Here is a 23885-nt window from a genome sequence, read left to right on the forward strand (position 1 = left end):
CTAACGTCACTTCGAGCGACTGATAAGGAGCGTGGCAGTCCCCTTTTCTAAAATCGTAAATCAGAATTATCCCGTAGCCTTAGGTATCGACTTTTCTTCTTTAGGAGTGTTTTCTCTTGCTTTTTCTTTCTCATCAACTTTCAGGTCAAAGTCAATCTTTTTGGCGGCTCCGCCCATTTTACATTGGCCTTCGAATTTGGCGCCAGCCTCCACCACGAGTTTGTTGGCAATAATATCTCCTGAAATAACACAGGTGGGCTTTAAGATAAGCATATCAGTTACCTCAACCGAGCCCTTTACTTCGCCTTCAATTTCAGAGACCTGGGCGAGTATATTGCCTTCAATATAGGCAGATTGCCCCACAGCGATCTTTGACTTTGAACGTACGTTGCCAATGATCCTACCCTCCACGCGCAGATTTCCATACGTATCAATGTTGCCGGTGAAAGTGCTTCCCTTACCGATAATGTTATTTGAATTAACAAAGTCTTGCGACACTTTTTCTTCTTTGGGATTTTTAAACATTGAAATTTCAAACTTTTGATGTACACCTATATAAAGATAACTAAATACTAGCAGTCAACATAGCAATCTTCTATCAACTGCTTATTTGGCGGATCAAATACCTGAGAAGGCTCTTTCGTGATTAAATAGATTTACTTAAAGGCACGTGTTACACTATCCGTTAAACGCGCGCCAGCATAAGACGATGTTGATGTCATACCTTCTATTGGTACTTATCCCACATGACCCTGAAGGGGGCAAATACGAATAGTACCGGGTAAAGCCCGGTAATTAATAATCAAACGTCAAAAGTGTGCCATAGGAAAACCCCACTATGAAACACAACCAGATTTGGCACACACAGTAGTAACAGCCCGGAAGCGTCAACCAAACATAGCAAGCCTCCTTTACCGGAACATCTATTTCACCACACGATGAAATTACCGCCCCTCTAAATGGTCTCGTTTTTATTGAATTTCAAACAATACTTCATCAGTGGTGCCGAGGCTACTATGGTAGCCACCACCATTACCAGTATGGCCACAAACACTTGATCGGTGATCAGCCCGGCCTGCAGTGCTATGGCTCCCAGGATTACCTCCAGCGTTCCGTGCGTATTCATTCCGAACCCAACGGCAAAGGATTCGTATTTGGAAAGGCCACCCATGCGTGCGCCCAATGTGGCCCCCAGCACTTTGAAGATAAACGCTATGATGAGTAGTACCAGTACCGTCTGAATGTTAAAGCTTTCAATGAAATTGATGCCCAGCCCGATGGAGACGAAGAACAACGGGGCAAAAATGTTATTGATAAACTGGTGAATGATCTCTTTTGCACGTTCAGACAGGTGCTTGGAATCGCCAAGGGCAACACCGAGTATGAAAGCTCCGAATATACTGTGTATGCCGATGTATTCGGTGAAAGCTGCGGCCAGAAAACAGAGGGCCAGTGAGAGGGAGAGCAAACCACCGGGCCACGCCAGCCTCTTGTTGATCCATGGTAGTGCGCGGTTGATGAGCCCTTTGCCAATAGTTAGCATCAAAATGGTAAAGCCAATCGATAGCCACAAAGTTTTTCCAAGACTCAGGCTTTCTGATGCGTTACCCATCATGTTCAGTATCACCGTAAAGATGATCCATCCTAACAGGTCGATGATCATGGCGGAGGCAATGATGAGCATTCCCATCCGGGTTTTGAATACCTCCAGGTCCATAAGTACGCGTGCTACTACCGGTAGGGCCGTTATAGCCATTACAGTACCGATAAACATCGCAAAAACCAGCAACTGGCCCTCATTGGCGTAGTGAAAGAGCTCCGGAAAAAACCACGTGACCACAAATCCTGCAGCAAAAGGAATGATCAGCGACATCATACTCACATACAGCGCTTGTTTACCCTGCTGGAAAACAATATGCAGGTCTACTTCCAATCCAGCTATAAACAATAGTAGCACCACAGCCACCTGGATAAAACCATCGAGTACTACTGCGGAGGCGCCGGTAGTTGGGAAAAGCATATCAAAAAGGTCGGGGGTGAAGGTGCCCAGTATGGTGGGTCCCAGGATAATACCCGCCAGTATCTCACCAACCACGGCCGGTTGGTTAAACTTGCGGGCTAATTCCGCCATTATCCGCGCAAAGCTGAGCATGACGGCCAACTGGATCAATAAGTTGATAACTTCTGTATGGTTGAGTTTATCCATTGTTCTTCTTTGGGTGAATAATTAATATGTCGCACGGCAGATCTGCGAAAATGTATTCGAGATCGTGGGGAAAGATCCTGTCAAAAATGCCCATCTTTCGATGTGGAGAGCCTACCACCAGCAGGTCGCTATCTACACGCGAGCAAAATTTAGACAGTTCGAATCCCGATTTTCCCGACATCACTTTTATATTAATTTTCAATCCCTCCGTATCCATCGTTTTTAATATCTTTTCTACATTCGTGATCTCATCTGAGACCATATTCTTTCTGGCGTCAGACAGCTCCTCTTCCGTAAGCCCACTGCTGACCGACATGGCCAGGCCGTAGAGTTTTATTTCCCTGACAATGTGCAACTGACGTGCTTTTTGTAGTTTGCCGATGTAGACACCGGCTTCTATAGCATCAATAGCATACGGACTATCTTCTGCGTGGATCACTATACGCTCAAAAGGATTGCTTTCAGCAGAAGGCTCAGTGATCATCAACACACTACAATCCGCTTTGCGCAGAATGTATCTTGCAATTGACCCGAGATAGTAGGTGAAAAAGTCCTCCTTTTTTAATGCCCCGGCTACCAGCAGGTCCACTTTTTCCTTTTTACACACTGAGAGGATCATCCTGGCAGGGTCTCCTGTTTCCCATACTACTCTTACACGATCATTTACCAGCTCTGCCTGTTCAAGCTGCTCAGTCATAAACTGATCATCTCTCTCAGTATGCGACCCCACGTGGATCAGCACCAGGTCGGCATCAAACAGATTCTGCGTTCTCCGGGCTTCTGCCAATAGTGTCTGAAGCCTGGGCGAAAAGGCTATTGCTATTGCTATTTTTTTAAACATTTCAACTTGTGGTCAAAAAGTGCCTTTTAAAAATAGGGATTTTAAATGACTTGAAGAATTTCAAATCGTTTTGATGCCTAAATCATTGATCCATAGTGGTATATGAATAAATAATTCTGTCATTTAAAGGAAAGTTATGACAATTGCTCTATTTTTGGCCGCACATGGAGCAAAAACACAAGGACTTTTTTGACCAGGTATACCAGGTGGTAAGACTTATTCCAAAAGGCTGTGTCACTAGCTATGGCGCCATTGCCAACTACCTGGGTGCGAAAGGTAGCTCAAGAATGGTAGGCTGGGCCATGAATGCCGCACATGATTTGGACGATGTACCTGCACACCGCGTAGTGAACCGTGTGGGATTGCTAACGGGCAGGCACCATTTCACTCCCCCTGACCAGATGCAGCACCTGCTTGAGCAGGAAGGTATAAAGGTAGAAAATGACCGTGTAAAGAATTTTAAAGCCGTTTTTTGGGATCCAACCGTTGAACTGGAATTGTAATGGAAAAAATTTATATGAGAAATTTTTTCCCAAATATGGAATTACTATTGACAAAATGTACGTTTAAACGTATATTATCTGAAAAATCGTAATTGGCACAGTCATTGATTTACGGTTTAACAGGTTAGGTTGAAAATAAAGGCTGTAAATTTTCGTTTTTAGTTGGTTTTAGACGTTACAGCTTTGGCCGCCCTCTGGTAAAGGGCGGCTTTTTTTGTGGAGAATGGAAAAGTCTGCCGGTGCAAACCTTCACCTCAATGGAAATTAATAGGTCTGTTAGCTGCTGCGGACTAGTTAATTATTCGGGCTTTCTACTTAGTGTTTGTAAGAAAACTCTAAGTGGTTTTAAGAAAACGTTCCCGCCAAAGGGCGGGACGAAGTCCCAAAAAGCGGAGCGTACTAAGGTACGAGAGTATTTTTGGGACAAGCGTAACGCAGACATTGACGTTTTCTTAGAGACACTACTTAAATTACAAAATTCATGATTCTCCGATGCCATTTCCATGCTATCAGATCAATGTCCTTTCCAACCTCTCCTTCCATTTCTCCCACCCAGGCATTATCTCAGATTGCAGATGGTAGAACTGTCGGCTGTGGTTTTGATGGATTAAATGGCATAGCTCGTGGATGACAACATATTCAATGCACTTTGATGGTGCTTTTATAATTTCAGGGTTTAGAATGATATTACCATTGGGAGTACAGCTTCCCCATCTTTTTGCCATTCTCTTTATAATCAGCGGAGGTTCCGACAACTGGTACTTATCAAACTTTTTCAGGGAATCTCTGATGGATTCGGAAAATCGCCTCCTGGCATGCTGATAATACCAGTCGGCCAACTGCCGCCTAACCATATCGTTATTTTCTGGTTGCGGAACAAAAACCTGCAGTTCACCTCCCCGTAACTTGACATCTTTGTCCACAGATTGCCGCACTTTAAGCAGGTACTTTCTTCCCAGATACAGATGAGACTCACCCGATACATACTCCCGCTCTGGTGTGCGTGGCAAAAACTGCTCAAAATACAGTTGCTGTTTAACAATCCAACTGCCTCTTTTGAGTACCTTTTGTTTTATGTCTTCAAGGTCTGCAGAGGGCGGTGCTATAACCTGCACGGACTGATCTGGGTGCACCTCTATAGCGAGTGTCTTTCTTGCTGACCTGCTGACAGAAAACTCCAGCAGCGTATTTCCATAAGAAATTTGTTCCTGCATCAATAGTTGTTTTTTGCCACTTTCAAACATTTGGCCAGAATATCATCTATCTCTTCAAAGGTAATTTCAATACCTAGAGTTTTACGATGCTCTATCAGGTAATCCTCTATCTCGTTTTCCATTTTGTTCTGAATATCCAGATTCCGCTTCCAGTCTCTTATAGTTAGCTTCTCTACAATCGAAGCTATCTGGAGCCCCGCTTGTGCCAGTTGATCTCCAATCTTTGCTGTCTGCTCCTTACCATGCGAAACCGTTAATACTTCAGATAACGCTCCAAAGAACGCCCGGGCTTCAGATTTATCCATCAAGATATCGGGTATACCTTCCTGATAGCCTGCGGCAAGGTCAGACCTGGTATGAAGTATTCTTTCCAGGTATTCCTTTTCATCTATACGACCCTCCTGAAAAGCCTGAATAGTCTCTTCGATCAGTTCTGAAAACTTTTTGTAAAAGGCTTCATCCTTCTCCATGTTTTCAGTAATTACCTTTTTCAACTGGTGAGCAATCATATCAGCTTTGGATGCCGGTGTTTTGCCATACGACTCCAGGGCTTCATTCACCATATTTTTATTGAAGATGTTGAACTGGCCGGTGAGGTTTTCTACATAATCAGCCTGCACATAGGTATCGAGAAGCTTCTTTACCCGTGGCTCATATTCTTTGTAGCTAACAACCTCGGCATATCGGTTTTGCACCGATATTTTCATTCTCTGAAAGAACTTTAACTCTTTTTTGAAATTGAAAATTTCGTCATCACTGTACTCTTTGTAGAAGTCATCAGATGAAAGAGCAACCTGTAGTATCCGGGCATAAGCAGAAAGCCGCTGGTAAAATGTATCTCTGATGTCTTTAGGGCTCAAATGCCGCTCTAATGCCTCCAGATCTTTGCGCGGCACACCTTTGAACAAATCCCAAAGGTCTGCGAGGCGCAGCGGCACATTTCTGATCTCCTTTTTTATGTCCAGTACAGCACCTTTCAAATCTTCTTCTTCAAAGCCTTCAAAGGCACTGTACTGCGTCAGGGCCTCGTCCAGTTTGCCAAGTATTCCCACATAGTCGATAATATAACCATGCTCTTTACCTTCGAAAAGCCGGTTGACGCGGGCAATCGCCTGAAGCAAATTATGCTCTACCAATGGCTTTGCCAGGTACAGCACTGTGTTTCGAGGAGCATCAAAACCGGTAAGTAGCTTGCTCACCACAATGATCATCTCCACGTCATTGGAGGAGTCTTTAAAACGATCTATAGTGTCGTTTTCATATTCTTCCTGGCCGTGATACCGCTCCATCAGGCTATTCCAGTAGTTTTTCGCTTCACTGGAAGCTTCCGACCATACATCCTCATAGTCTTTACGGCTATCTGGTGGGGTGAATACCACCCTGGTATTGATCTTTAGCTGAGGATCATGCTGATTTTCAAAATACTTCTGATATCGAATGGCCGTATCAATTTTCGGAACAGCGAGCTGGGCTTTAAACCCTGTGTCCTGCCAGTTTTGGCAATAATGTTTTGAAATATCAAAGGCCACTTCTTCCACTACCTGCTCCGACTCGTATATTCTGGATATGGATGCGAATTTTTTCTTCAAATCCTTTTGTGCCTCCTCTGAAAGTGGCGCTGATAACCTTTCGAAGCCTTTATCGATCTGCTCTTTGTTTACACTGAGTTTGGCCGACCTGCCTTCATACAGCAGGGGAAGAACGGCTTCATCTTCCACGGCCTGATCGATGGTGTACTTGTGGATAAAGCCGCCAAATTTTTTGGCCGTACTCTTTTCAGACTTTAGTAAAGGAGTTCCCGTAAAACCGATATAAGCTGCGTTGGGTAGCATCGACTTCATTTTTGCATGAGCAGAACCATACTGCCCGCGATGGCTTTCATCTACCAGTACAAAGATGTTTTTGGAGACATCTTTAAAATCGGTTCTTTTTAGGGCTGTCTGGAATTTATCAACAACCGCGGTGATGTATTCATTGCCTTTGTCTTTAAGCAACTCTATGAGATCGTTGCCCGACTTAGCTTTGTGGACTGTTTTACCACAATTTGAAAACGTTTTATAAATCTGCTTATCCAGACTTATCCTGTCGGTGACCACAATCACTCTGGGATCTTTGATGGAGGACTCCAGCGCTATGGATTTTGATAGCATCACCATGGTAAGCGACTTGCCGCTTCCCTGCGTGTGCCAGATCACACCACCTTTTCTTACGCCATCAGCATCTGTTTGCTTCACCCTTTGCAGCGCCTCTTTCACTGCAAAATACTGCTGATACCGGGCTACTTTCTTATCCGGGCCATCAAATACTATGAATTTATAGACCAGCTCCATCAGCCGGTGAGGCTCGCAGAGTGCTACAATGGACTGGTCTTGTTGGGTGCCCATTCTATTTTCCGCTTCAGTACCAAAAGCCTTGGACTTCAGTAATTTTTCCGTTTGTTTAAGGTTTTCTTCCTTCCATACCGCCCAAAATTTCAGTGGTGTACCAGTTGCTGCATATTTGACCATATTTGGATGTACCGCCAGCAGTAGCTGCGCATAATGATACAACCGCGGAGCGCCCATTTCCTTCTTCTGATTTCTGATATGCTGCGAAATGGCCTCTTCCAAAGACTCATTCTTATCCCGCCTTTTATTCTCAAACACAACAAAGGGTATTCCATTAACAAAAAGTACAATGTCCGGCCGCCTTTGGGATTTAACGCCTTCTACCACAAACTCCTCTGTAACGTGATAGGTATTATTCTCCAGGTTTTCCCAATCGATGTACTTTAAAGTAAAGTCTTTCCTGTCTCCCTGGATGGTTTCTCCAAAGCTCTTGCCGAGGGTTAGCAGATCATAGATCTTTTCATTGGTTCTGACAATGCCTTCATCAAGCACATTTTTGAGTGCATTGATGGCTGATTGTATATTACTTTGAGAGAATTTGTACGACTTGTTTTTGTATTCGAAGGCATTGATATGATGCAACTGTTTCTCTAAAATGGCTTCCAGCACTACATTGGAGAGAATTTGTTCTCTTTCTTCTTCACTTTGCTTTGGTGAGATGTACTGCCAGCCTAGCTTTTTCAGTAAGCGAAGAGCAGGCTTCTGGGAGTCAGTCCATTCGGTATAGTTAGTCATGTTTCTTTTCGGTTAAAAGGTTAACCACCACCTTGATCATCATGTCTTTGTCATCAGGGTTGCTTTCGGCTATGAGCAAGGTCAGTGCTACCAATGCATTATCAGGAATGCGTTTTTGCCTGTTTTCCTTAAACAGTATGCCATTACGCTCCAAAAACCACACAAACAGGAAGGCCGCTATACGCTTATTACCATCTGTAAACGAATGATTTTTAGTAACAAAATACAGTAAGTGAGCTGCTTTTTCCTCCACTGAAGGATACAGATCGTGACCATCGAAGGTCTGGTATATATTTTCCAGTGACCCTTTGAACGAATCATCTTTTTCTTTACCAAATAATCCCTGAAAGTTCGTTTGTTTTCCTAATGTTTCAATAGCTCTTTTGGCTTCATCATAGCCTATTTGATAGACTTCCGTTGTAGAGCTTCCGGGTAGTTTTAACCGCTGATGGTCGTAGTCATCTAATATGTCGAGCGCCAGGGCATAGTCCGCAATTACCCGGATCAAACCTTCTGCTTCACCTCCCTCTAACTGGTAATTCGTTATTACCTGATCCTGCAGTTGCACCACCTTCTTTAACTCCTCCAACTGCTCCACCTTCTCCTTTAACCTCTTTTCATTAATGGCAAATCCTTTAACCAGATACTCTTTTAATACCTTATTGGCCCATATTCTAAACTGGGTACCTCTTTTTGATTTAACTCTGTATCCAACTGATATTACTACATCAAGGTTATAATGAACGGTATCTCTTGATACAGTTCTATCTCCTTCTGTTTGAACTGTTGCATATTTTGCAACAGTTGCATCTCTATCTAATTCCTCTTCTTTAAATACTGCGCTAATATGTCGTGATACAACTGACTTATCTCTATCAAACAAATCAGCTATTTGATTAAGTGTAAGCCAAACGGTTTCCTCCTCCAGTTTAACTTCTAATTTGGCCACACCATCAGGTGACTCGTATATAATTATTTGGTCTTCTGTATTCATTTTCGTCTTTAACAAGATTTAATTGATTTAGGGATAGACAGGATAATCTTAGTTGTCATCCTGTCTATCCAATAATCTTTTCAAATCCTGTGCTGACAATTGTCTAATCCTTCAAAAATCCTGTACTGACATCAACAAGCTTTTTATTATACACTCGCTTAAAATCCAGGCTAGTACCTCCGAAGTTAATCAGCAGTCCATTAGCCAAATGGTAAGCTTCCAGATAATTAATGGCCTGAGCTTTATGAACGGGAAGCAACAGCTCCACTGCTTTTATTTCCACCATCACCTTTCCTTCAACGAAGAAGTCAACCCTGCGTCTACCAATTTGCTCACCCCGGTAAAGAATGTCCATTTCCTGCTCTCTTACAAAATCAAGCTGATTACTAGCCAACTCAATGGCTAAAGCTCGTTGATAAATCACCTCCTGGAAACCATTACCCAATGTATTATGCACCTGCATGGCGCATCCGATTATCTTGTGAGTTAGTTGATTAATGTCTTCCATATTCATAGTCTTAAACAGGATTTAGTTGATTTAGGGATGGTCAGGATAATCTTGATTATCATCCTGTCTATCTTATAATCCTTCTAATCCTGTGCTGACAATTATTCGTCTTTAACAGGATTTTAGTGATGTTAGTGATGAACAGGATTTTTATTAATCGAAACCCACCAATATTCATTTTTTATTATACCATTCATATTTTAAGAGTCAAAATCAATCATCCTGTCTATCCGGTAATCTTTTTAAAATCCTGTGCTGACAATTTAACCCTCACTTCCCCAGTCAAAAGCTTCTGCATCAAACCTTTCTTCTGCTCTTTGAGGTGTACGAGCTGTTTTTGAAGTATTTTAATTTCGGTATCTGCTTCTGACAGGACAGATGCTATTTTTTGTTGCTCTTTTTTGTCAGGTAACGGAATTAGTAACGCTTTTAGACCACTTGAATAAATATGAACAACAGAATGTCCTTGACCTAATTTGTGCTTTTGTCTGTTGATAGAATTATGGTTTAATAAATAGCCCAAGTACTCGGGGTCTTGGTCATGGCGTCTCAAAATTATGATATCCCCTCCTGCATAAGCCTTAAACGAATTGATAAATGCCGCACTCTTACCTATCTCCTCAAGAGTTTCACCAGATCCTGCAAAAAGAATATCTCCATATTCAAGCTCTTGACTTTCTAAAGTAATCTCTTTAGGAATGTAGGATGAAAAGGATCTTATGATGTTATGGTGCCTTGTATAAAGTTCGCCATATGTCAAACAAGGTAACCCTTCTTTTTTAATTTCTGCTTTAGGCACACCCTTACCTTTAAGAAATATTCCTAATTCACCTAATTTTTTAGCCTCCCAATCCTCCGGAATAACCCCCAACTTCGTTTCCTTCATCTTATCCGACTTCACAAACTCCCTAAACCGCTTCTTCCCCGTGAGCAACTGCTGCATCAGCCCTTTTTTGCGTTCCTGTTTTTTGGTAATGAGCTGCTCGGTTTTGCTGATGGCCTTATCCCAGGTGCTGAGGATTTGGGCTATTTTTTGTTGTTCGGGGAGTGGGGGGAGGGGAAAAGGATATTCAGAAACTAAACTCCAATCTGCTCTAGGCATTTTTGTGCCACTTGTTCTATTCGCAAGCTCAATGAACTTGTGAAGTTGAATCAGATAGAAAAGAAAAATACTTGAACATTTTCCTTTAACTCCTCGTAATATCCATACCTCACTCGAACTTACTCCATCAAATTCTGCAAGCCAATATTTCCGTAAATACGGTCTGAGCTTTGCGAATAATACTTCTCCTTTTGAAAATTTATTCTTTGTACTTTTTTGAGCTTTAGAATTTATATGACCATTTATTCGGCCAGTGTTTTGTTCGATATGCTCCAATTCAATGCAAGGGAATTGCTGTTCATCTGTACGAGGATCATATTTCGTTGAAGACCTTTGAACAAATAGACCAAATTCAAGGTATTCCCATTCAGCGGGAATCCATCCTAGCTTAGTATGTTTACAATCTTGAGAAGTCCTCTTCGTCATATTTATTTCAAGTACAGGCACTATTGTTTAATATTTTTCTTTCTGTTATAGTCGAGATGTTCAAAAAGTGTATTTCCCCATTGTAGTGCTATTTCTCCAATTTCTTCTGAGGTTAATGGCTTATGCAACAGATTTTTTTTAAAAAGTTTTGTTTTTTGCCCTTGAGCTTCTTTATCAAAATATCCCAAATGTATTTCGTACGTGTAACGATCATAGATTACCCTCACACTATAACTACACCCAAAAGGATTTATGCCACTTTTTTTGTAAGCAGCAAAGTGAGTTTGGAAAATTGCCTCTGCTTCTCGAATTTCATGATTAGTTTCATTGTAGCGAAACTCTTCGTTTAATTTTGTATAATCGATCTTATCCCTAAATGTCAAACTTACACCTCTCCCTTCCATTCTCACATTGAGCCGATGATTTGGCTGATCATAAAACTCATTAAATTTGGACGTAACCTTGGCTAGTTCATCAAATAATTCACTTCCCCAGTCAACCAAAGATTCTCGTACAACCTGATAAGTCAAATTCATCTTTATATCATTTTCCGAATCTTCTCCCGCTATCTCCTTCTTTAAAAGAGCCAATTTCTTATCCAAATCTCCAGGCTCTTCCAAAGATTGTCCATGAGCTGCGTCAATCGCCTTATTTAAAGACCACTCCATTTCAGCAATCAGGAACTCAATAAATGGCACCAAATCACCGGTGTCTGCTTTTTGAAGCGCGGTAAGATAGGCTTCTTTGTTATCTACCCGGATGATTAATGGCGGGTATCCTGCCCGAAGCATAATGTAGTTTACCCATAGCCTCGAAACCCTTCCATTGCCATCGTCAAACGGGTGTATGGCTGTAAATTCGTGATGCGCCTTAGCTGCTCTTACAATAGGGTGTTCATCTTTACTCTTTTGATACTCCTCCATCAAATCCTTCATCTTCGCAGGAGTTTCTTCGGGTGTAGCATAGTGATGGATCTCGCCACTTTTCATCCGAACTGAATTGGGCGAAGTTTTATACTGTCCGGGTATGATTTGCTTTCGTGTTTCTTGTCCATCCTCAGTAATGGCTTCTTTCCAGAATGGCTTAACCAAAATAATTTTATTCAGCTCCCTCAGATCGCTCTCAGTAATGTCCCTGCTCTCATCCTGAGCCCACTCCGTCACCATTTTAATAGCCACGTCATGCGCTTCCATTTCGTCATACTCCCTTTTCTCATGCTCACCGGTAGCCTTACCAAAAAAAAGCAGCATCTGAGTTTCTCCATAGGTCAGGGTATTGCCTTCAATATGGTTGGAATGAAAATTCCATTCCAGCCGGTACTTGTCATCTAGCTTTCTCTGCCAGTTCTTTTTCAGCGGCTTCAGGCTTTCAAGCTCTGCTTTTTTGGTGTCGAGTTTTTGTAAAAGGTCTTTTAGTTTTGTCATGGCCTGTTAAAATCCAAGTTCCTTCAAGTATTTGTCCATCTCTTTCCTTACCACTACCAGCTCACCCTCTAACTGCTCTATTTCTTTCTGCACCGCCTGAATATCCACCGGCTCTTCCTCTTCGAAAGTATCTACATAGCGTGGAATGTTCAGGTTATAATCATTTTCTTTGATTTCTTTCAAATCAGCACGATAAGCATATTTGTCTACCGTATCGAAAGCCTGATAGGTCGAAACAATACGCTGGATGTCTTCATTACGCAGCTTGTTTTGCTTTTTCCCTTCCTGGTAGTCTTTACTCGCATCTATAAACAGCACATCCTTATGCTGTTTAGCTTTATTGAAGATAAGGATAGCAGCAGGAATACCTGTACCAAAGAAGAGGTTGGTAGGTAAACCCACCACGGCTTCGAGTAGGTTTTCTTCGATCAGCGCCTGCCTGATCTTACCTTCCGCACTTCCTCTGAAAAGCACACCATGAGGCACAATCACGCCTACTTTACCAGTCGGCAGAGTGGTATCGATCATATGCAAAATGAAGGCATAGTCACCTTTGCTTCTGGGCGGCACGCCTCTTAAAAATCTTCTGAACCTGTCGGCTTCTGCTACTTCATGCCCCCATTTGTCGAGTGAAAACGGTGGATTGGCCACCACTATATCAAATTTCATCAGGTTATCCCCCTCCAGCAGCAGAGGGTTGTTGATAGTATCTCCCCACTCAATATCGGCCGAGTCCATGCTGTGTAGGAACATATTGAGCTTGGCCAATGCCCAGGTGTCACCATTACTTTCCTGCCCATATAGAGAGAAGTCGTGCGAAGACTTGCCCTTCCCATCCTTTACTTCTTCTGCAACGGTAATCAGCAATGAACCTGAGCCACAAGTCGGGTCACAAATACGCGCTCCAGCCTTTGGAGCCAAAAGTTTGGCCAATAGTTCAGAAACTTCATGTGGCGTATAGAACTCTCCTCCTTTTTTACCTGCACCCGAAGCAAACTTTTCAATCAAGTACATGTAGGCATTACCGATTAGGTCTTCTTTACGGCCAAGTACGGAAGGGCGGAAATCCAGAATGGGGTTAGCAAAGTCGCTGATGAGGTTTTTCAACCTTCTGTTCCTGTCCTTCGTTTGGCCAAGCTTTTCAGAATTAAAACTGATGTTTCTGAATACACCTTCAAGCTTTTCGAGGTTCTGATCCTCGATTTTCGCCAGCACTTTATCTATTTTCTCGCCAATATCAGCATCATTCCGATGGTTATGGAGATACTCAAAGGTACAATCCTCCGGCAATACAAAGCGTTCCCGCCTCATCTTCCGCTGCAGAAGCGCCTCGTCATCACCATATTGCTTACGGTACTCCTCATGTTTGTCTTTCCAGACATCACTGAGGTACTTCAAAAACATAAAAACGAGGATATAATTTTTATATTCTGATGAATCAAATGCACCCCTAAATGTATCACATGCCGCCCAAAGGGTGTTGTTGATCTGATCTTGTGTAATTCTAGTTTCCATTAATGTTACCTAACTCTTCTTCTATTTTTAGCTTTGCATTTTCCAGATCCCTAAGATAGTCAATACCACTCATCTTATTTTCGAGAATCATTTGTGTCGACCAGCTTCTTAATCGATCAATTTTCTTGTTACACAAACTCAGTTTATGATATCCTGAATTTAACACTGGATCATTAAATGACTCTGGCACTTCCTTCATGTCCATGAATGCCGATATAGTATCTTCACCTTTGTCTTTTATCTTATCTAGCTCTACCTTCTTGTTAGCCGACTTTGATTCCAGTTCTTTAAATAATTTATTTGCTTCTCTTTTTTGTCTTTCCTGAATCATTGTTTTCAATTAATAATATTAAGTAATTTATTTGAAATCAACTGCTCTCGCTTTTCCAGCAGTCGATGTATCAATAAATACTCGCGTTTTCTTAAAATATCGACTTTTACGATCTTTTCCTGAATATTTTTTTCCGGAAGGCGTATTTCGATTCCCAAAAGGGCAGTTTTGTTCACATTGGGTATATATGTACCGGCTCTGTTATCTACCAGATACTGCTGCACTGGTTTTTGATTAAGGTACCAGGCCAGGTATCCCGGAAGTATTTTTGCAGGATCTGGCCTTAACACAAAAAAAGCGGATGCAGCGACCGCTCTGGGAAAGTTGAGATCATAAACAAGTGCAAAATTGTTAGCACCCTTTGAAATAAACAGCACATCTCCTTTTTGTAAATGATGTTTCGAAGAAATGGATGTCGAATCTACCCGTGTTAACGCTGAGCCAATTTCGGTATAGTTGTTTTCAAGATCCTTCATCTGAATTACTACAGTATCCCCTTGCGGGTCATCCTGTACTTTCCCTCGAAATGAATAGCCGGAGAAAAGCGCTAATAGTACACTCTTGAGATAGGAGGGTTGTATTTTCATTGTAAATGCAATAATAGTTCGTTCTCATAAGATAATCAATAAAATTTTTCGCATAATGACTAGGGTGTAAAAAAAATCAATGTAGCACTTGCTAATCTTTAATCCTGCTCCGATTAATTTGTGGGCGTGAACGTACGATTAAGCCAAGAGCAAAAAATTAAAGTTTTCCACTCTGCAGATGTATATACTATGATGCAGCAAGTGCTGCTGCGTGAAAACAAGATCCGCAGAAACCAGGAGCATTTTTGGGTGGTTGGACTGAATAGCGCCAATAAGATATTGTTCATTGAGCTGGTAAGTCTGGGTGCTGTGAACCGGGTGCAGGTGGCGCCCCCGGAGGTATTCCGTATAGCGATTTATAAAATGGCCGTGAAGATGATACTGGTTCATAACCACCCCAGCGGAGTCCTCGACCCCTCAGATGCCGACAAGGACATCACCGACCGCATGATCAAAGCCGGACAAATGCTCAACATAGAGGTCATCGACCACCTTATCATCTCCGAAAAAGCCTATCTCAGCTTTGCCGATGAAAACATTATCAGCGAACTGAAAAACAGCGGCAACTACGTACTCATGGATCGTGAAAAAGCAGAACTGACGAATCTGAAGATAGCAGTAGTCAGGGAAACTGCTGAGAAGCAGAATAGTATCGAGATTGCGAAAAAGATGATAGAGAAGGGTTATGAAATTGCTACAATTGTGGAACTGACTGGTCTCACTGAGCAGGAAGTTCGGGATTTGCAAGTCAGTAAACAGTACAATAGAATAAGAAATGAAGAAGATGCTTGAGAAAATTGGAGTAGTTATTAACCTTACTCTATATTTTGATCTGCCAAGAAAGCAATTTGTTGAAATTTTATCCGGAAACATAGATGAAGCAAATAATCCTGCCACTGTTTTCAAGCGGTAAAAATATGTGTAAAGGATCAGTTTCGCAAGATGCTTTCAAGCTTAAGGAAAACCATCACGTTTTTGACTCTTCATACAATGATGCAGTCATTACAGGGCAGATAACAGGAAATGAGCAAAAAACTGAGGTGCACGTTTAGAGTTAGTGGCATTACGCTAAGGAACTTTACTTTTTTTTGCAGGAGGGTTACTGTTTTTACTTTTAACACCAATTACTTTAAGAATGGAGGACACTGTTGTAGCGATAGTTGCCAGTGTTATTCTACCCATAGGCTTTATGATTATACCATTCCATTTGAGTAGGACATCAGCACGGAAGATGCTACACAGCTTTGAAAGAGAGCTTTTCTATATGATGGAAAAGATCAAAAGATTGAAGAGTGGGAGCAAAGAGTGATAGCATGACTTAATGCCTCCGATTCAGGGACGGCTTCGTTCCTCGCCATGACGTTAGGAGTTGGGGGAGTTGCTTTAAAGTCTCACATTTCAAATCTCATATCTCAAATCTAACTTACCCACCTCTGTGTCTCCTCCCAAGAGGAGAGTGGTTAGCGTGTTTTTGAATGGGAATCTGTTTTTTCACTCACGACTCACCACTAATGACTAAGAAATTGCCTACTGCTTTTGCCGACTTCGAATTTGGGGATGGCTTAGGTTCCTTGCCATGACAAGATTAGCAAAGTTATGTTTAAATTAGTCCCTTGTATCTGATCTCATTTTTGAACTGAAATAAAATTCTGCTATTTTAATTAAAATATTAGCTATTCTGAAACATTGTCAATTCCTGAATGTCGGAAGTATGCTGAACAGAATAAAGACTACGCCATGAAAAGACACGCTGACAAGAAAAAAGCCAGCCAGAGCGGTACCAGGAGAAATAAAGTTCCGAATGCCCAAACAGCGACTCCAGCCTTTGGGCTTAATGGTCAATTTGAAGCCACCGGGAGCAGAGAAATGCAACTGGTAAATAATAGTGCAGATGTAAAACAGCAGAGTACGCTGCAAGCAGTGGCTAACAGTACTCCCGAAGCTACGCAACTCAGGGCTGTCCGGGGTCTGGTGGAAAATAGTCAGCAGAAAAAAGAAATGATGCAGCTTCAGAAAGCGGCAGATGAGAATACAATGTACGAACCAATACTTCGGAAGTCCAATGATACTGGTTTGCCCGATCATATAAAATCAGGAATTGAAAATCTCTCCGGGTACGCTATGGATGATGTGAAAGTACATTATAACTCTAATAAACCTGCGCAGTTACAAGCGCATGCTTATGCGCAAGGAACGGACATTCACTTGGCTCCGGGGCAGGAAAAGCACCTGTCTCATGAAGCGTGGCACGTGGTACAACAAAAGCAAGGAAGGGTAAAACCTACCGGACAGATAAATGGTAAGGTAAGTATAAATGATGACGCCGGTTTAGAGAAGGAGGCGGACGTGATGGGCAGTAAAGTTAAAAGTGGGTCTTGCAAACTAACTCTTCAAACAAAAACGGAAGCTGAGAATGGTCCGTACGTTGCGCCTTTGCAAGGTGTGTGGGTAAGGAACCTGTCTGGTGAAGTAACATGGGATGACAAGTATAAGACAGACAAAGATTTGAATAATGCCAGGTCATCGGCAAAAGATTCAAGCGACCCCAGCTTGGCTTATATTGAAACATTCGACTCACGTGAGGCAACCAAAAAAGAAGAACTTGAAGGGAAGCCGTCCGGGAAAATCTGGGTAACCGAAAACAGTATGACGGTTTCCGGTACCAGTGGAGAAGAGGGCTTTGTGATAATGATGGGAGAGGGTGTTGAAAAAGAAAACTTCTTAAGGTTGATGGGATCAAGCCCAAAGATCTTAAACTCGGTGGTAAAAATTAATAGTTTTATTGATCAACTGGTGGAACATTCACGGACCAAGCAGGAGTTCGAAGATAAAAGCTATTGGAAAAAACCATGGTTTTATGCCTTTAGGGGCAATAAAGCCAAAGGGATAACGGATGCGCCTTCGTGGCCAGATGAGATCCTAAAGCCTGGTGTTTTGAGTGGTATCGAGGAAGGGATCAATGAAGTTGTTGAAAAACAGAAGTTGGCATTGATCCAAAATTACTCCGGACGTGAGGCTAGTGAAATGATGAAACAGATCACCCTCTTGAATTCAGAATGTGTCAAAATAGGCACTTATATTATGAAAATGTTTGAGAAAAAGCTGGCTGGAGCGATAGGTAAGCAAGAGACAGAGTCTTTTTACAATAGGTGGACAGGAACTATACAAAGCGGGGTCGTTGGTCTTTCAACATTTTTAGGAGGAATATTTTCACAATATTTTGTGACCCCGGTTGCGACCGTTACAACTCCCATAGTTGCCACTTTTGGCTCGTTGATTGGAAATTCAACAGAACTGCAGGAAGCAGTACATTCTACACTATCAAATGCTTTAAATACAACCATTGATAACTCAACTATTCCTGTACTTACCCAGGCAGTCTATGATGCATTTAGCAATATTACAATCTCCCAGGACCAAATACAGGGAGGTTTTGGATCAAAGACCACCAGTGAAGGAGGGGGAACTGAATACCTCCCGATCATGCTGTTTTCGCTTGGAGGAACAGCTCTGGCGTCTTCTCTGATAACCGCCTATATCACCTTAAGGCGAAGCGATCTCTCACCGGTAGCTGCCCAGTCCAAACTTACTGAAGAGCTCAAATCTATAGCTCAAAAAATTCAACAGCGGGCGGACAAGCAAGAGGAAAATATGCTGAAAATGGTAAATATTAAACAAAAAGAGGTAGAACTGGGTGGGGGTGAGAAGGATAAGAGTGGAGGGGATAATGACAGTAAGCATAGTAAAGATACCGCCTCTCCGACAGGGATTTCAAATATTGGGAATACCTGCTATATTTCAGCAGGCCTGAACATGTTGGCTTTCTCTCCTTATTACAATTTGTTTAAACCCAACTCAGAAGGAGACTCGTCAAAAGAGGTATTAAAAGCAGAAGTAAAATCGTTGCTTGATATTATAAAAGGACGCAAAGGAGTGGACGATAAGAAAATAGCTATATTGTTTGGAATGCTAAGATCACACAAGATCATTACTTCTGAATTAGGTAGCCAGGAAGATACTGATGAAATCTTCCTTAACAAACTGCTACCATACGTGGCTAAAAGTGATTTTGAATCAGACTATACCCTTGAGCAGAGTCCCACGCACACTGTTATTGACCCTGAAAATGCCGTACGTGATGAGGAGATTAAGAATCCTCTGGGTTTATCAGAGCTTAACGAACAAAATCAGATAGCAGGGACTCCTTCCAATGAAAGCGTTTTGACTTTACACCTTACTGACGAAAAAGATGATCTGAATACAATCATGAGTCGCTTTTTTAGTGAGTCTGAACCCAAAGATATCAGCTTCAGAAAAAAATCCGAGCAGGAGGAAGATCAGGATAAAGCATTTAAGGCGCCCGCAACCAAAAAAGTTGCCTTGGGAAAAGAAACGCCAGAGGCATTAACAATAAAGTTGCTCCGCTTTACTGCCCATAAAGATTCCAAAAAAATCACCACTAAAATAGACATGCCTGATGCTTTTGTACTCAATGGGTTTGTTTATGAACTGAAAGTTGTGGTCTACAACAGTGGGGAAACACCAAAATCGGGTCATTACACAGCAAACACCAAAGGTGAGGATGATAAGTGGACCTATAGAAGTGACAGCAATGTAGGATCCTCAACGGATACCTTGACTGATCCGTCCGATACGGATGCTTATCTTTACGTTTATGCAAAGAATGAAGCGTATTCTGAAGAAAAGCATACCAATTTGAAACAGCTAAGTGCGAGTGCTTTCATAAAGTAGATACTGCACCCTGGCGTGCGACTTCGATCATCAGTATTCCCGTTTTTCCCTAGCGCCCTCCTACTTCTCTGAAAGAGGGTTGCGCATATACCTCTGTCATCAAAGTCTCCCCGACCTGGGGGGATGTCCGAAGGACAGAGGGATGCCGCAATTCACCACCAAAATTGCCGGTTTCGTACATCATGAAATAGAAATAACCGATGTAATTTTGAAATAGATGCAAAACCTCATTCCTATGAATACAAAACACAATACCATTGATGAATACATCGCTGATTTCCCTGTCGATGTTCAAAATATACTGCAACAAATACGGCAAACTATAGCTAAGACAGCACCTGACGCACAGGAAGCTATCAAATATGCTATTCCAACATTCGTTCTCAATGGCAATCTGGTACATTTTGCCGCTTTCAAAAACCATATCGGGTTTTATCCCACACCTACCGGCACTGAAGAATTTAAAAAAGAGCTTTCTGTTTACAAAAGCGGAAAGGGTTCTGTGCAGTTTCCATTGGACAAGCCCATGCCGTTAGACCTGATTTCCAGGATTGTTGAATTTAGAGTGAAGGAAAGTCTGGAGCGGAAGAAGTAACTGTTTGCCTCCCCCTGCCCCCCCCAAAGGCCTCCTAAAGTCCTCCAAAGGGGGAAAGTCATAAACAGTTTATCGTGAACTTCATTAGCACTGTCCTCCGCTGGCGGAGGTGTCCGAAGGACGGAGGTGGAGAGAATGAAACCATAGCATAATTCCATCACGCACTTCTGACCTCAGTGATCGAGCCTGCTACCCACCTCTGTGTCTCCTCCCAAGAGGAGACTGGCTCGCGTGTTTTGGAAGGAGATCCATCTTTTATTTCTATACCCAAGATTAGGTTGCCTACTGCCACTGCCGTCTGCCAACTCTGAATTTGAGGATGGCTTTCGATACCTCGCCATGACCATGATGAAATTTGTATTGAAGCTTGAAATACAAAGCACCGAACGTCATCGCCAAAGTCTCCCCGGCCTGGGGAGATGTCCGAAGGACAGAGGGGTTAACTTCCGACTTCGGACCTAAAGAGCCGGATTCTCTTCGCCATATTGTGCAGCAGCGTTTCGCTACGGGGCCCCGGAATCCCAACAGTAGTCTGGACAGGCTCAGATCCGGGACTGGTGCTCTTTTTCGGGGAAAATTCTAAAATGGTTTATCGTGAACTTCATTAACACTATCCTCCGCTGGCGGAGGTGTCCGAAGGACAGAGGTGGGGAGGTTGAGAGTGTAGGGCAAAGCGCTGAGCGTAATCTTCTGATCCTTACCCCTGATCCTTGGGAAGGTATGGCGTCTAAGCCAAACTGTCTCCAGCAAAATGCTCCTCAAAGTTCGAGATAAAATCATGGACATATTTCTTACTCCTCTCCACTTCACGAACCACCAGGTAGTGTGTCCTTTTCAATCCATGCTGGCTGATCCTTTTGAAGACCAGATCGTCAGAAATTCTAAACGACTTCAGCGCCCATTTTGGCATACACATGATCCCCATGTTGGCACTGACTATCTCCAGGGCCACTTCCGTAAGCGGGACGGCAGAAATTTTTACAGGAGTGATACCATTAGGTTTTAAAAATTTCTCAAAAACAGACACCGTCTCCAGCGGAAAGGAGTGAATGATCAAATGTATATCTGCAAAGTTACTGACATCGAGGTATTCGGCATCATTTAACACATTCTCCCGGTGCATAATGGCAAATATCTCATCCTCAAAGACCTCGATGGATGATAATAAATCGTTGACAGGTTTTGAAGTGACCAGCGCGATGTCTATGTCGTGTGATAAAAGTTTTGATATGGGTTGATGTGTGGCCTCAAGGATCAGGTCCACGTCTATTTCCGGGTACAGCACGCCCATTTTCTGAATGAACGCGGGTAGCCCCTGGTAAAAAGAATAGCACTCCGTACTCACCTTTATTGTTCCCCTTGAGCCTGTTCTGATCTGCTCAATATTGCTCAGGCCCCGGTCGATGGCGTCAAGCACCTGGTTCGCCAGCCGGTACAGCGCTTCGCCTTCTTCAGTGGTCTTCCACTTATTCCGCGTTCTGTGAAATACCTTAAAGCCCAGGCGCTCTTCCAGGTCTCTCAGTTGGTGACTCAGCGCTGACTGCGTAAGGAAAAGCTTTTCCGATGAACTGGCCATATTGCCCTCTTCCACAATGGTTTTAATAAGCCGGAAGTATTTGATATCCATATCACTAAGTTACTGCAAATCTGTTTATGCTGTATTTGAAATTATTTCAATCAGCCGTTAGAAGCATTCAACCATAAAGGTTACAGCCCGGTGTGAAGGGACATTAGCTTTGTAGGAAAAAGAGTAGAGAGTTCAGGCTTCGAGCCTGTCCACGTCTCAATACTCAAATCTAACATCTCAAATCTCAAGCAAACTATGAACAAACAAATTGAATTCTACGAGAGCAAACTTGCTTACGAAATGGATCCGTCCGATCTCTTTGATGCCCTTGAAAACAATGAAAATGTGGTGGTGGTGGACACCAGGAAACCATTTGGCTATGAAAAGGAGCACATTCCGACCGCCATCAACTTGCCACACCGGGAGATGAATGAAGAAACCACCCGCGGCCTTGATCGCAGCAAGACCTATGTGTGCTATTGCGATGGTATAGGTTGCAATGCCTCTACCAAAGGAGCTCTGAACCTGGCCAGGCTTGGGTTTAAAGTAAAAGAGCTGATAGGAGGGATCGAGTGGTGGAAATTTGACGGCTATGCCACAACAGGTATCAATCCTACGAAAGGCTCAGAAATACAGTGTGCGTGCTGATGACGATCCGACCCGCGAAACAAGAAGACATAGCTCAAATAATAAGCCTGTGCCGGGATCATGCAGAGTATGAAAAGGCTTCTTTTGATCCGGGAGGAAAAGAAGCTTTGCTTTCAAAACACCTTTTGGCCAAAGACAGCATGCTAAAGTGCCTTGTAGCAGACAGAGGCGATCGGTTAATGGGCTATACCACCTTTATGAGGCAGTTTTCCACCTGGGACGCTGCTTTTTACTTGTATCTCGACTGTCTTTACCTGAGAACGGAGGTTCGCGGGCAGGGCTTTGGCTATAAGATCATGCAGTTGATAAAGGCGTATGCAAAGGCAGAAGGGTGCACAATTATCCGATGGCAAACGCCCGATTTTAACACCGATGCCATCGCATTTTATCAACGGTTGGGAGCAAAGGCGAACCTCAAGCAGCGTTTTTTTTGGTCTGCGGTGTAGTAAGTATCAAATTTATTTAGCAATATTGCTAAATAATTTATATATTTACCGGACTACCGAAGGCCGATGGCAAAACAGAAAACACGTGGAGAACAGGACCTGGAGGATTTCGACCTCGTTTTTAAGGCTTTGGCGCATGAATCGAGGCGAAATATTCTGGTGGTACTGCTATCCAGGGGAGGTTCGATGACAGCGGGCGACATTGTCAAGCGTTTTCCGTTTTCCTGGCCTACGATGACCCGGCACCTAAAGCAGTTGGAGCAGGCAGGGCTAATAAGTGTGGATAAAATAAGCAGGGAGCAGCATTATACACTGAAAAAGGATCGGCTGCTGGGGATTGTCAACAATTGGCTGAAATGGTTCGATAATAAACAATAAACTTTTGAAGCGATGGAAAGAAAAGTGAGCACTGATGGTACTGTGTTGGCGTTTGCCAGTTACAAACCAAAAGCAGGCAAGGAGCAGGCTCTTCTTGAGCTTGTGAAAAGACATTTGCCAATATTGCGTGATTTGCAGTTGGCTACCGACCGAAATAACTACATAGCCAGATCTGAAGACGGTACAATCATAGAAGTATTTGAATGGACCTCTACAGGTGCCATTGGTGCTGCACACGAACATCCGGCAGTGGCTGATATTTGGGAAAAAATGACGCTAGTGGCAGATTTTATTCCCATGAACAATCTACAAGAGGGGCAGAGTCCGTTTCCTGGGTTTGCCATAATAAACTAAAGGATATGACCATAGAAGAAATAAGAGCCTGCTGTCTTTCCTTTCCGGGTGTTACGGAAGACATCAAGTGGAGTGACCACCTATGCTTTAATGTGGGCGGGAAGATGTTTGTGGTGACAAGCCCGGATAACTTTCCGGTTACTGCATCATTTAAAACATCAGATGACCTTTTCGGGCAGCTATCCCAGCGAGAAGGGATCATACCTGCTCCGTATATGGCCAGGTATAAATGGGTGCATATAGATGATATCTCCCGCCTGACCGCTGCAGAATGGCTGGAGTTTCTTCAGATAGCCTATAAGCTGGTTTATGAGAAGCTTCCCGCGAAAGTGAAGAAGCAGATAGTATCGCTGTGAATTACCCTTTTAATAA

24 protein-coding genes are annotated in these 23885 nt (G+C 42.8%); 11 read left to right on the top strand and 13 right to left on the bottom strand.

What is annotated here, in order from left to right; all coding sequences use genetic code 11:
* Positions 1-66 precede the first annotated feature (66 nt).
* From C900_RS05300 to C900_RS05310, 3 genes are all read right to left on the bottom strand, one after another.
* Positions 67-525, bottom strand: a complete 459-nt coding sequence (locus C900_RS05300; protein WP_009578625.1) for a bactofilin family protein — start codon at positions 523-525, stop codon at positions 67-69.
* A 430-nt stretch (positions 526-955) separates the two neighbouring features.
* Positions 956-2206 carry a cation:proton antiporter gene (locus C900_RS05305; protein WP_009578626.1) on the bottom strand — a complete coding sequence of 417 codons (1251 nt, stop codon included), beginning with the start codon at positions 2204-2206 and terminating at the stop codon, positions 956-958.
* Positions 2199-3047 (bottom strand): universal stress protein, encoded by an 849-nt coding sequence (locus tag C900_RS05310; RefSeq protein ID WP_009578627.1) that lies wholly within the window; start codon positions 3045-3047, stop codon positions 2199-2201. The genes C900_RS05305 and C900_RS05310 overlap by 8 nt, the downstream gene beginning before the upstream one ends.
* A gap of 164 nt (positions 3048-3211) precedes the next feature.
* Between C900_RS05310 and C900_RS05315 the strand changes: the two genes are divergently transcribed.
* Positions 3212-3550 carry an MGMT family protein gene (locus C900_RS05315; RefSeq protein WP_009578628.1) on the top strand — a complete coding sequence of 113 codons (339 nt, stop codon included), beginning with the start codon at positions 3212-3214 and terminating at the stop codon, positions 3548-3550.
* A 509-nt stretch (positions 3551-4059) separates the two neighbouring features.
* On the opposite strand, the gene C900_RS05325 is transcribed toward C900_RS05315, so the two are convergent.
* The 9 genes from C900_RS05325 to C900_RS05365 form a co-directional block, all read right to left on the bottom strand.
* Positions 4060-4764, bottom strand: a complete 705-nt coding sequence (locus C900_RS05325; protein ID WP_009578629.1) for a M48 family metallopeptidase — start codon at positions 4762-4764, stop codon at positions 4060-4062.
* Entirely contained in the window at positions 4764-7886 is a 3123-nt protein-coding gene (locus tag C900_RS05330; RefSeq protein WP_009578630.1) for a type I restriction endonuclease subunit R, read from the bottom strand. The genes C900_RS05325 and C900_RS05330 overlap by 1 nt, the downstream gene beginning before the upstream one ends.
* A complete protein-coding gene (locus C900_RS05335; protein ID WP_009578631.1) occupies positions 7879-8880 on the bottom strand; it encodes a virulence RhuM family protein/type II toxin-antitoxin system death-on-curing family toxin in 1002 nt (333 codons plus the stop codon). Before C900_RS05335 ends, C900_RS05330 begins: the two co-directional genes overlap by 8 nt.
* A 103-nt stretch (positions 8881-8983) precedes the next feature.
* On the bottom strand, positions 8984-9388 hold the full coding sequence (locus tag C900_RS05340) for a GxxExxY protein (protein ID WP_009578632.1): 405 nt from the start codon (positions 9386-9388) through the stop codon (positions 8984-8986).
* A 226-nt stretch (positions 9389-9614) separates the two neighbouring features.
* Positions 9615-10916 (bottom strand): restriction endonuclease subunit S, encoded by a 1302-nt coding sequence (locus C900_RS28125; protein ID WP_157493900.1) that lies wholly within the window; start codon positions 10914-10916, stop codon positions 9615-9617.
* A gap of 20 nt (positions 10917-10936) precedes the next feature.
* On the bottom strand, positions 10937-12340 hold the full coding sequence (locus C900_RS28130; protein ID WP_009578634.1) for a Fic family protein: 1404 nt from the start codon (positions 12338-12340) through the stop codon (positions 10937-10939).
* A 6-nt stretch (positions 12341-12346) separates the two neighbouring features.
* On the bottom strand, positions 12347-13855 hold the full coding sequence (locus C900_RS05355; RefSeq protein ID WP_009578635.1) for a type I restriction-modification system subunit M: 1509 nt from the start codon (positions 13853-13855) through the stop codon (positions 12347-12349).
* Positions 13845-14186 carry a hypothetical protein gene (locus C900_RS05360; protein WP_009578636.1) on the bottom strand — a complete coding sequence of 114 codons (342 nt, stop codon included), beginning with the start codon at positions 14184-14186 and terminating at the stop codon, positions 13845-13847. The genes C900_RS05355 and C900_RS05360 overlap by 11 nt, the downstream gene beginning before the upstream one ends.
* A gap of 5 nt (positions 14187-14191) precedes the next feature.
* Entirely contained in the window at positions 14192-14773 is a 582-nt protein-coding gene (locus tag C900_RS05365) for a restriction endonuclease subunit S (RefSeq protein WP_009578637.1), read from the bottom strand.
* A 126-nt stretch (positions 14774-14899) separates the two neighbouring features.
* Between C900_RS05365 and C900_RS05370 the strand changes: the two genes are divergently transcribed.
* The 5 genes from C900_RS05370 (at position 14900) to C900_RS05380 (ending at position 20120) form a co-directional block, all read left to right on the top strand.
* On the top strand, positions 14900-15565 hold the full coding sequence (locus tag C900_RS05370) for a JAB domain-containing protein (RefSeq protein WP_051052790.1): 666 nt from the start codon (positions 14900-14902) through the stop codon (positions 15563-15565).
* Between the two features lie 83 nt (positions 15566-15648).
* On the top strand, positions 15649-15825 hold the full coding sequence (locus tag C900_RS29725) for a hypothetical protein (protein WP_157493901.1): 177 nt from the start codon (positions 15649-15651) through the stop codon (positions 15823-15825).
* Positions 15826-15908: 83 nt separating this feature from the next.
* A complete protein-coding gene (locus tag C900_RS29730; protein WP_157493902.1) occupies positions 15909-16082 on the top strand; it encodes a hypothetical protein in 174 nt (57 codons plus the stop codon).
* Positions 16083-16510: 428 nt separating this feature from the next.
* Complete coding sequence (locus tag C900_RS29735; RefSeq protein WP_009578643.1) at positions 16511-19525, top strand: eCIS core domain-containing protein; 3015 nt, start codon at positions 16511-16513, stop codon at positions 19523-19525.
* 235 nt (positions 19526-19760) lie between these two features.
* Positions 19761-20120 carry an iron chaperone gene (locus tag C900_RS05380; protein ID WP_009578645.1) on the top strand — a complete coding sequence of 120 codons (360 nt, stop codon included), beginning with the start codon at positions 19761-19763 and terminating at the stop codon, positions 20118-20120.
* Positions 20121-20847: 727 nt separating this feature from the next.
* Here C900_RS05380 and C900_RS05385 read toward each other — a convergent pair.
* Positions 20848-21747 (bottom strand): LysR family transcriptional regulator, encoded by a 900-nt coding sequence (locus C900_RS05385; RefSeq protein ID WP_009578646.1) that lies wholly within the window; start codon positions 21745-21747, stop codon positions 20848-20850.
* Positions 21748-21942: 195 nt separating this feature from the next.
* Here C900_RS05385 and C900_RS05390 point away from each other — a divergent pair, with 195 nt between their 5' ends.
* The 5 genes from C900_RS05390 to C900_RS05410 all read left to right on the top strand — a co-directional run bounded on the left by C900_RS05390 (position 21943) and on the right by C900_RS05410 (position 23869).
* Positions 21943-22335: a rhodanese-like domain-containing protein gene (locus tag C900_RS05390; RefSeq protein WP_009578647.1), complete on the top strand. Its 393-nt coding sequence runs from the start codon at positions 21943-21945 to the stop codon at positions 22333-22335.
* Positions 22335-22781 carry a GNAT family N-acetyltransferase gene (locus C900_RS05395; RefSeq protein ID WP_009578648.1) on the top strand — a complete coding sequence of 149 codons (447 nt, stop codon included), beginning with the start codon at positions 22335-22337 and terminating at the stop codon, positions 22779-22781. The genes C900_RS05390 and C900_RS05395 overlap by 1 nt, the downstream gene beginning before the upstream one ends.
* 66 nt (positions 22782-22847) lie before the next feature.
* Positions 22848-23159, top strand: a complete 312-nt coding sequence (locus tag C900_RS28135; protein ID WP_009578649.1) for an ArsR/SmtB family transcription factor — start codon at positions 22848-22850, stop codon at positions 23157-23159.
* Positions 23160-23171: 12 nt separating this feature from the next.
* Positions 23172-23513, top strand: a complete 342-nt coding sequence (locus C900_RS05405) for a hypothetical protein (protein WP_009578650.1) — start codon at positions 23172-23174, stop codon at positions 23511-23513.
* A 5-nt stretch (positions 23514-23518) separates the two neighbouring features.
* On the top strand, positions 23519-23869 hold the full coding sequence (locus C900_RS05410) for an MmcQ/YjbR family DNA-binding protein (RefSeq protein ID WP_009578651.1): 351 nt from the start codon (positions 23519-23521) through the stop codon (positions 23867-23869).
* Positions 23870-23885 lie beyond the last annotated feature (16 nt).

Origin of the sequence: Fulvivirga imtechensis AK7, from assembly GCF_000331535.1 — a bacterium.
Taxonomy (GTDB): Bacteria; Bacteroidota; Bacteroidia; order Cytophagales; family Cyclobacteriaceae; genus Fulvivirga; species Fulvivirga imtechensis.

What these genes read in the sequence shown, in the direction of transcription:
- C900_RS05395 (WP_009578648.1), top strand. Translation starts at nt 22,335, where the DNA reads ATGACGATCCGACCCGCGAAACAAGAAGACATAGCTCAAATAATAAGC.
- C900_RS28130 (WP_009578634.1), bottom strand. Translation starts at nt 12,340, where the DNA reads ATGACAAAACTAAAAGACCTTTTACAAAAACTCGACACCAAAAAAGCA.
- C900_RS05325 (WP_009578629.1), bottom strand. Translation starts at nt 4,764, where the DNA reads ATGCAGGAACAAATTTCTTATGGAAATACGCTGCTGGAGTTTTCTGTC.
- C900_RS05410 (WP_009578651.1), top strand. Translation starts at nt 23,519, where the DNA reads ATGACCATAGAAGAAATAAGAGCCTGCTGTCTTTCCTTTCCGGGTGTT.
- C900_RS29735 (WP_009578643.1), top strand. Translation starts at nt 16,511, where the DNA reads ATGAAAAGACACGCTGACAAGAAAAAAGCCAGCCAGAGCGGTACCAGG.
- C900_RS05310 (WP_009578627.1), bottom strand. Translation starts at nt 3,047, where the DNA reads ATGTTTAAAAAAATAGCAATAGCAATAGCCTTTTCGCCCAGGCTTCAG.
- C900_RS05330 (WP_009578630.1), bottom strand. Translation starts at nt 7,886, where the DNA reads ATGACTAACTATACCGAATGGACTGACTCCCAGAAGCCTGCTCTTCGC.
- C900_RS05405 (WP_009578650.1), top strand. Translation starts at nt 23,172, where the DNA reads ATGGAAAGAAAAGTGAGCACTGATGGTACTGTGTTGGCGTTTGCCAGT.
- C900_RS05305 (WP_009578626.1), bottom strand. Translation starts at nt 2,206, where the DNA reads ATGGATAAACTCAACCATACAGAAGTTATCAACTTATTGATCCAGTTG.
- C900_RS05365 (WP_009578637.1), bottom strand. Translation starts at nt 14,773, where the DNA reads ATGAAAATACAACCCTCCTATCTCAAGAGTGTACTATTAGCGCTTTTC.
- C900_RS29725 (WP_157493901.1), top strand. Translation starts at nt 15,649, where the DNA reads ATGAAGCAAATAATCCTGCCACTGTTTTCAAGCGGTAAAAATATGTGT.
- C900_RS05360 (WP_009578636.1), bottom strand. Translation starts at nt 14,186, where the DNA reads ATGATTCAGGAAAGACAAAAAAGAGAAGCAAATAAATTATTTAAAGAA.
- C900_RS28125 (WP_157493900.1), bottom strand. Translation starts at nt 10,916, where the DNA reads ATGACGAAGAGGACTTCTCAAGATTGTAAACATACTAAGCTAGGATGG.
- C900_RS05390 (WP_009578647.1), top strand. Translation starts at nt 21,943, where the DNA reads ATGAACAAACAAATTGAATTCTACGAGAGCAAACTTGCTTACGAAATG.
- C900_RS05385 (WP_009578646.1), bottom strand. Translation starts at nt 21,747, where the DNA reads ATGGATATCAAATACTTCCGGCTTATTAAAACCATTGTGGAAGAGGGC.
- C900_RS28135 (WP_009578649.1), top strand. Translation starts at nt 22,848, where the DNA reads ATGGCAAAACAGAAAACACGTGGAGAACAGGACCTGGAGGATTTCGAC.
- C900_RS05355 (WP_009578635.1), bottom strand. Translation starts at nt 13,855, where the DNA reads ATGGAAACTAGAATTACACAAGATCAGATCAACAACACCCTTTGGGCG.
- C900_RS05300 (WP_009578625.1), bottom strand. Translation starts at nt 525, where the DNA reads ATGTTTAAAAATCCCAAAGAAGAAAAAGTGTCGCAAGACTTTGTTAAT.
- C900_RS05380 (WP_009578645.1), top strand. Translation starts at nt 19,761, where the DNA reads ATGAATACAAAACACAATACCATTGATGAATACATCGCTGATTTCCCT.
- C900_RS05335 (WP_009578631.1), bottom strand. Translation starts at nt 8,880, where the DNA reads ATGAATACAGAAGACCAAATAATTATATACGAGTCACCTGATGGTGTG.
- C900_RS29730 (WP_157493902.1), top strand. Translation starts at nt 15,909, where the DNA reads ATGGAGGACACTGTTGTAGCGATAGTTGCCAGTGTTATTCTACCCATA.
- C900_RS05340 (WP_009578632.1), bottom strand. Translation starts at nt 9,388, where the DNA reads ATGGAAGACATTAATCAACTAACTCACAAGATAATCGGATGCGCCATG.
- C900_RS05315 (WP_009578628.1), top strand. Translation starts at nt 3,212, where the DNA reads ATGGAGCAAAAACACAAGGACTTTTTTGACCAGGTATACCAGGTGGTA.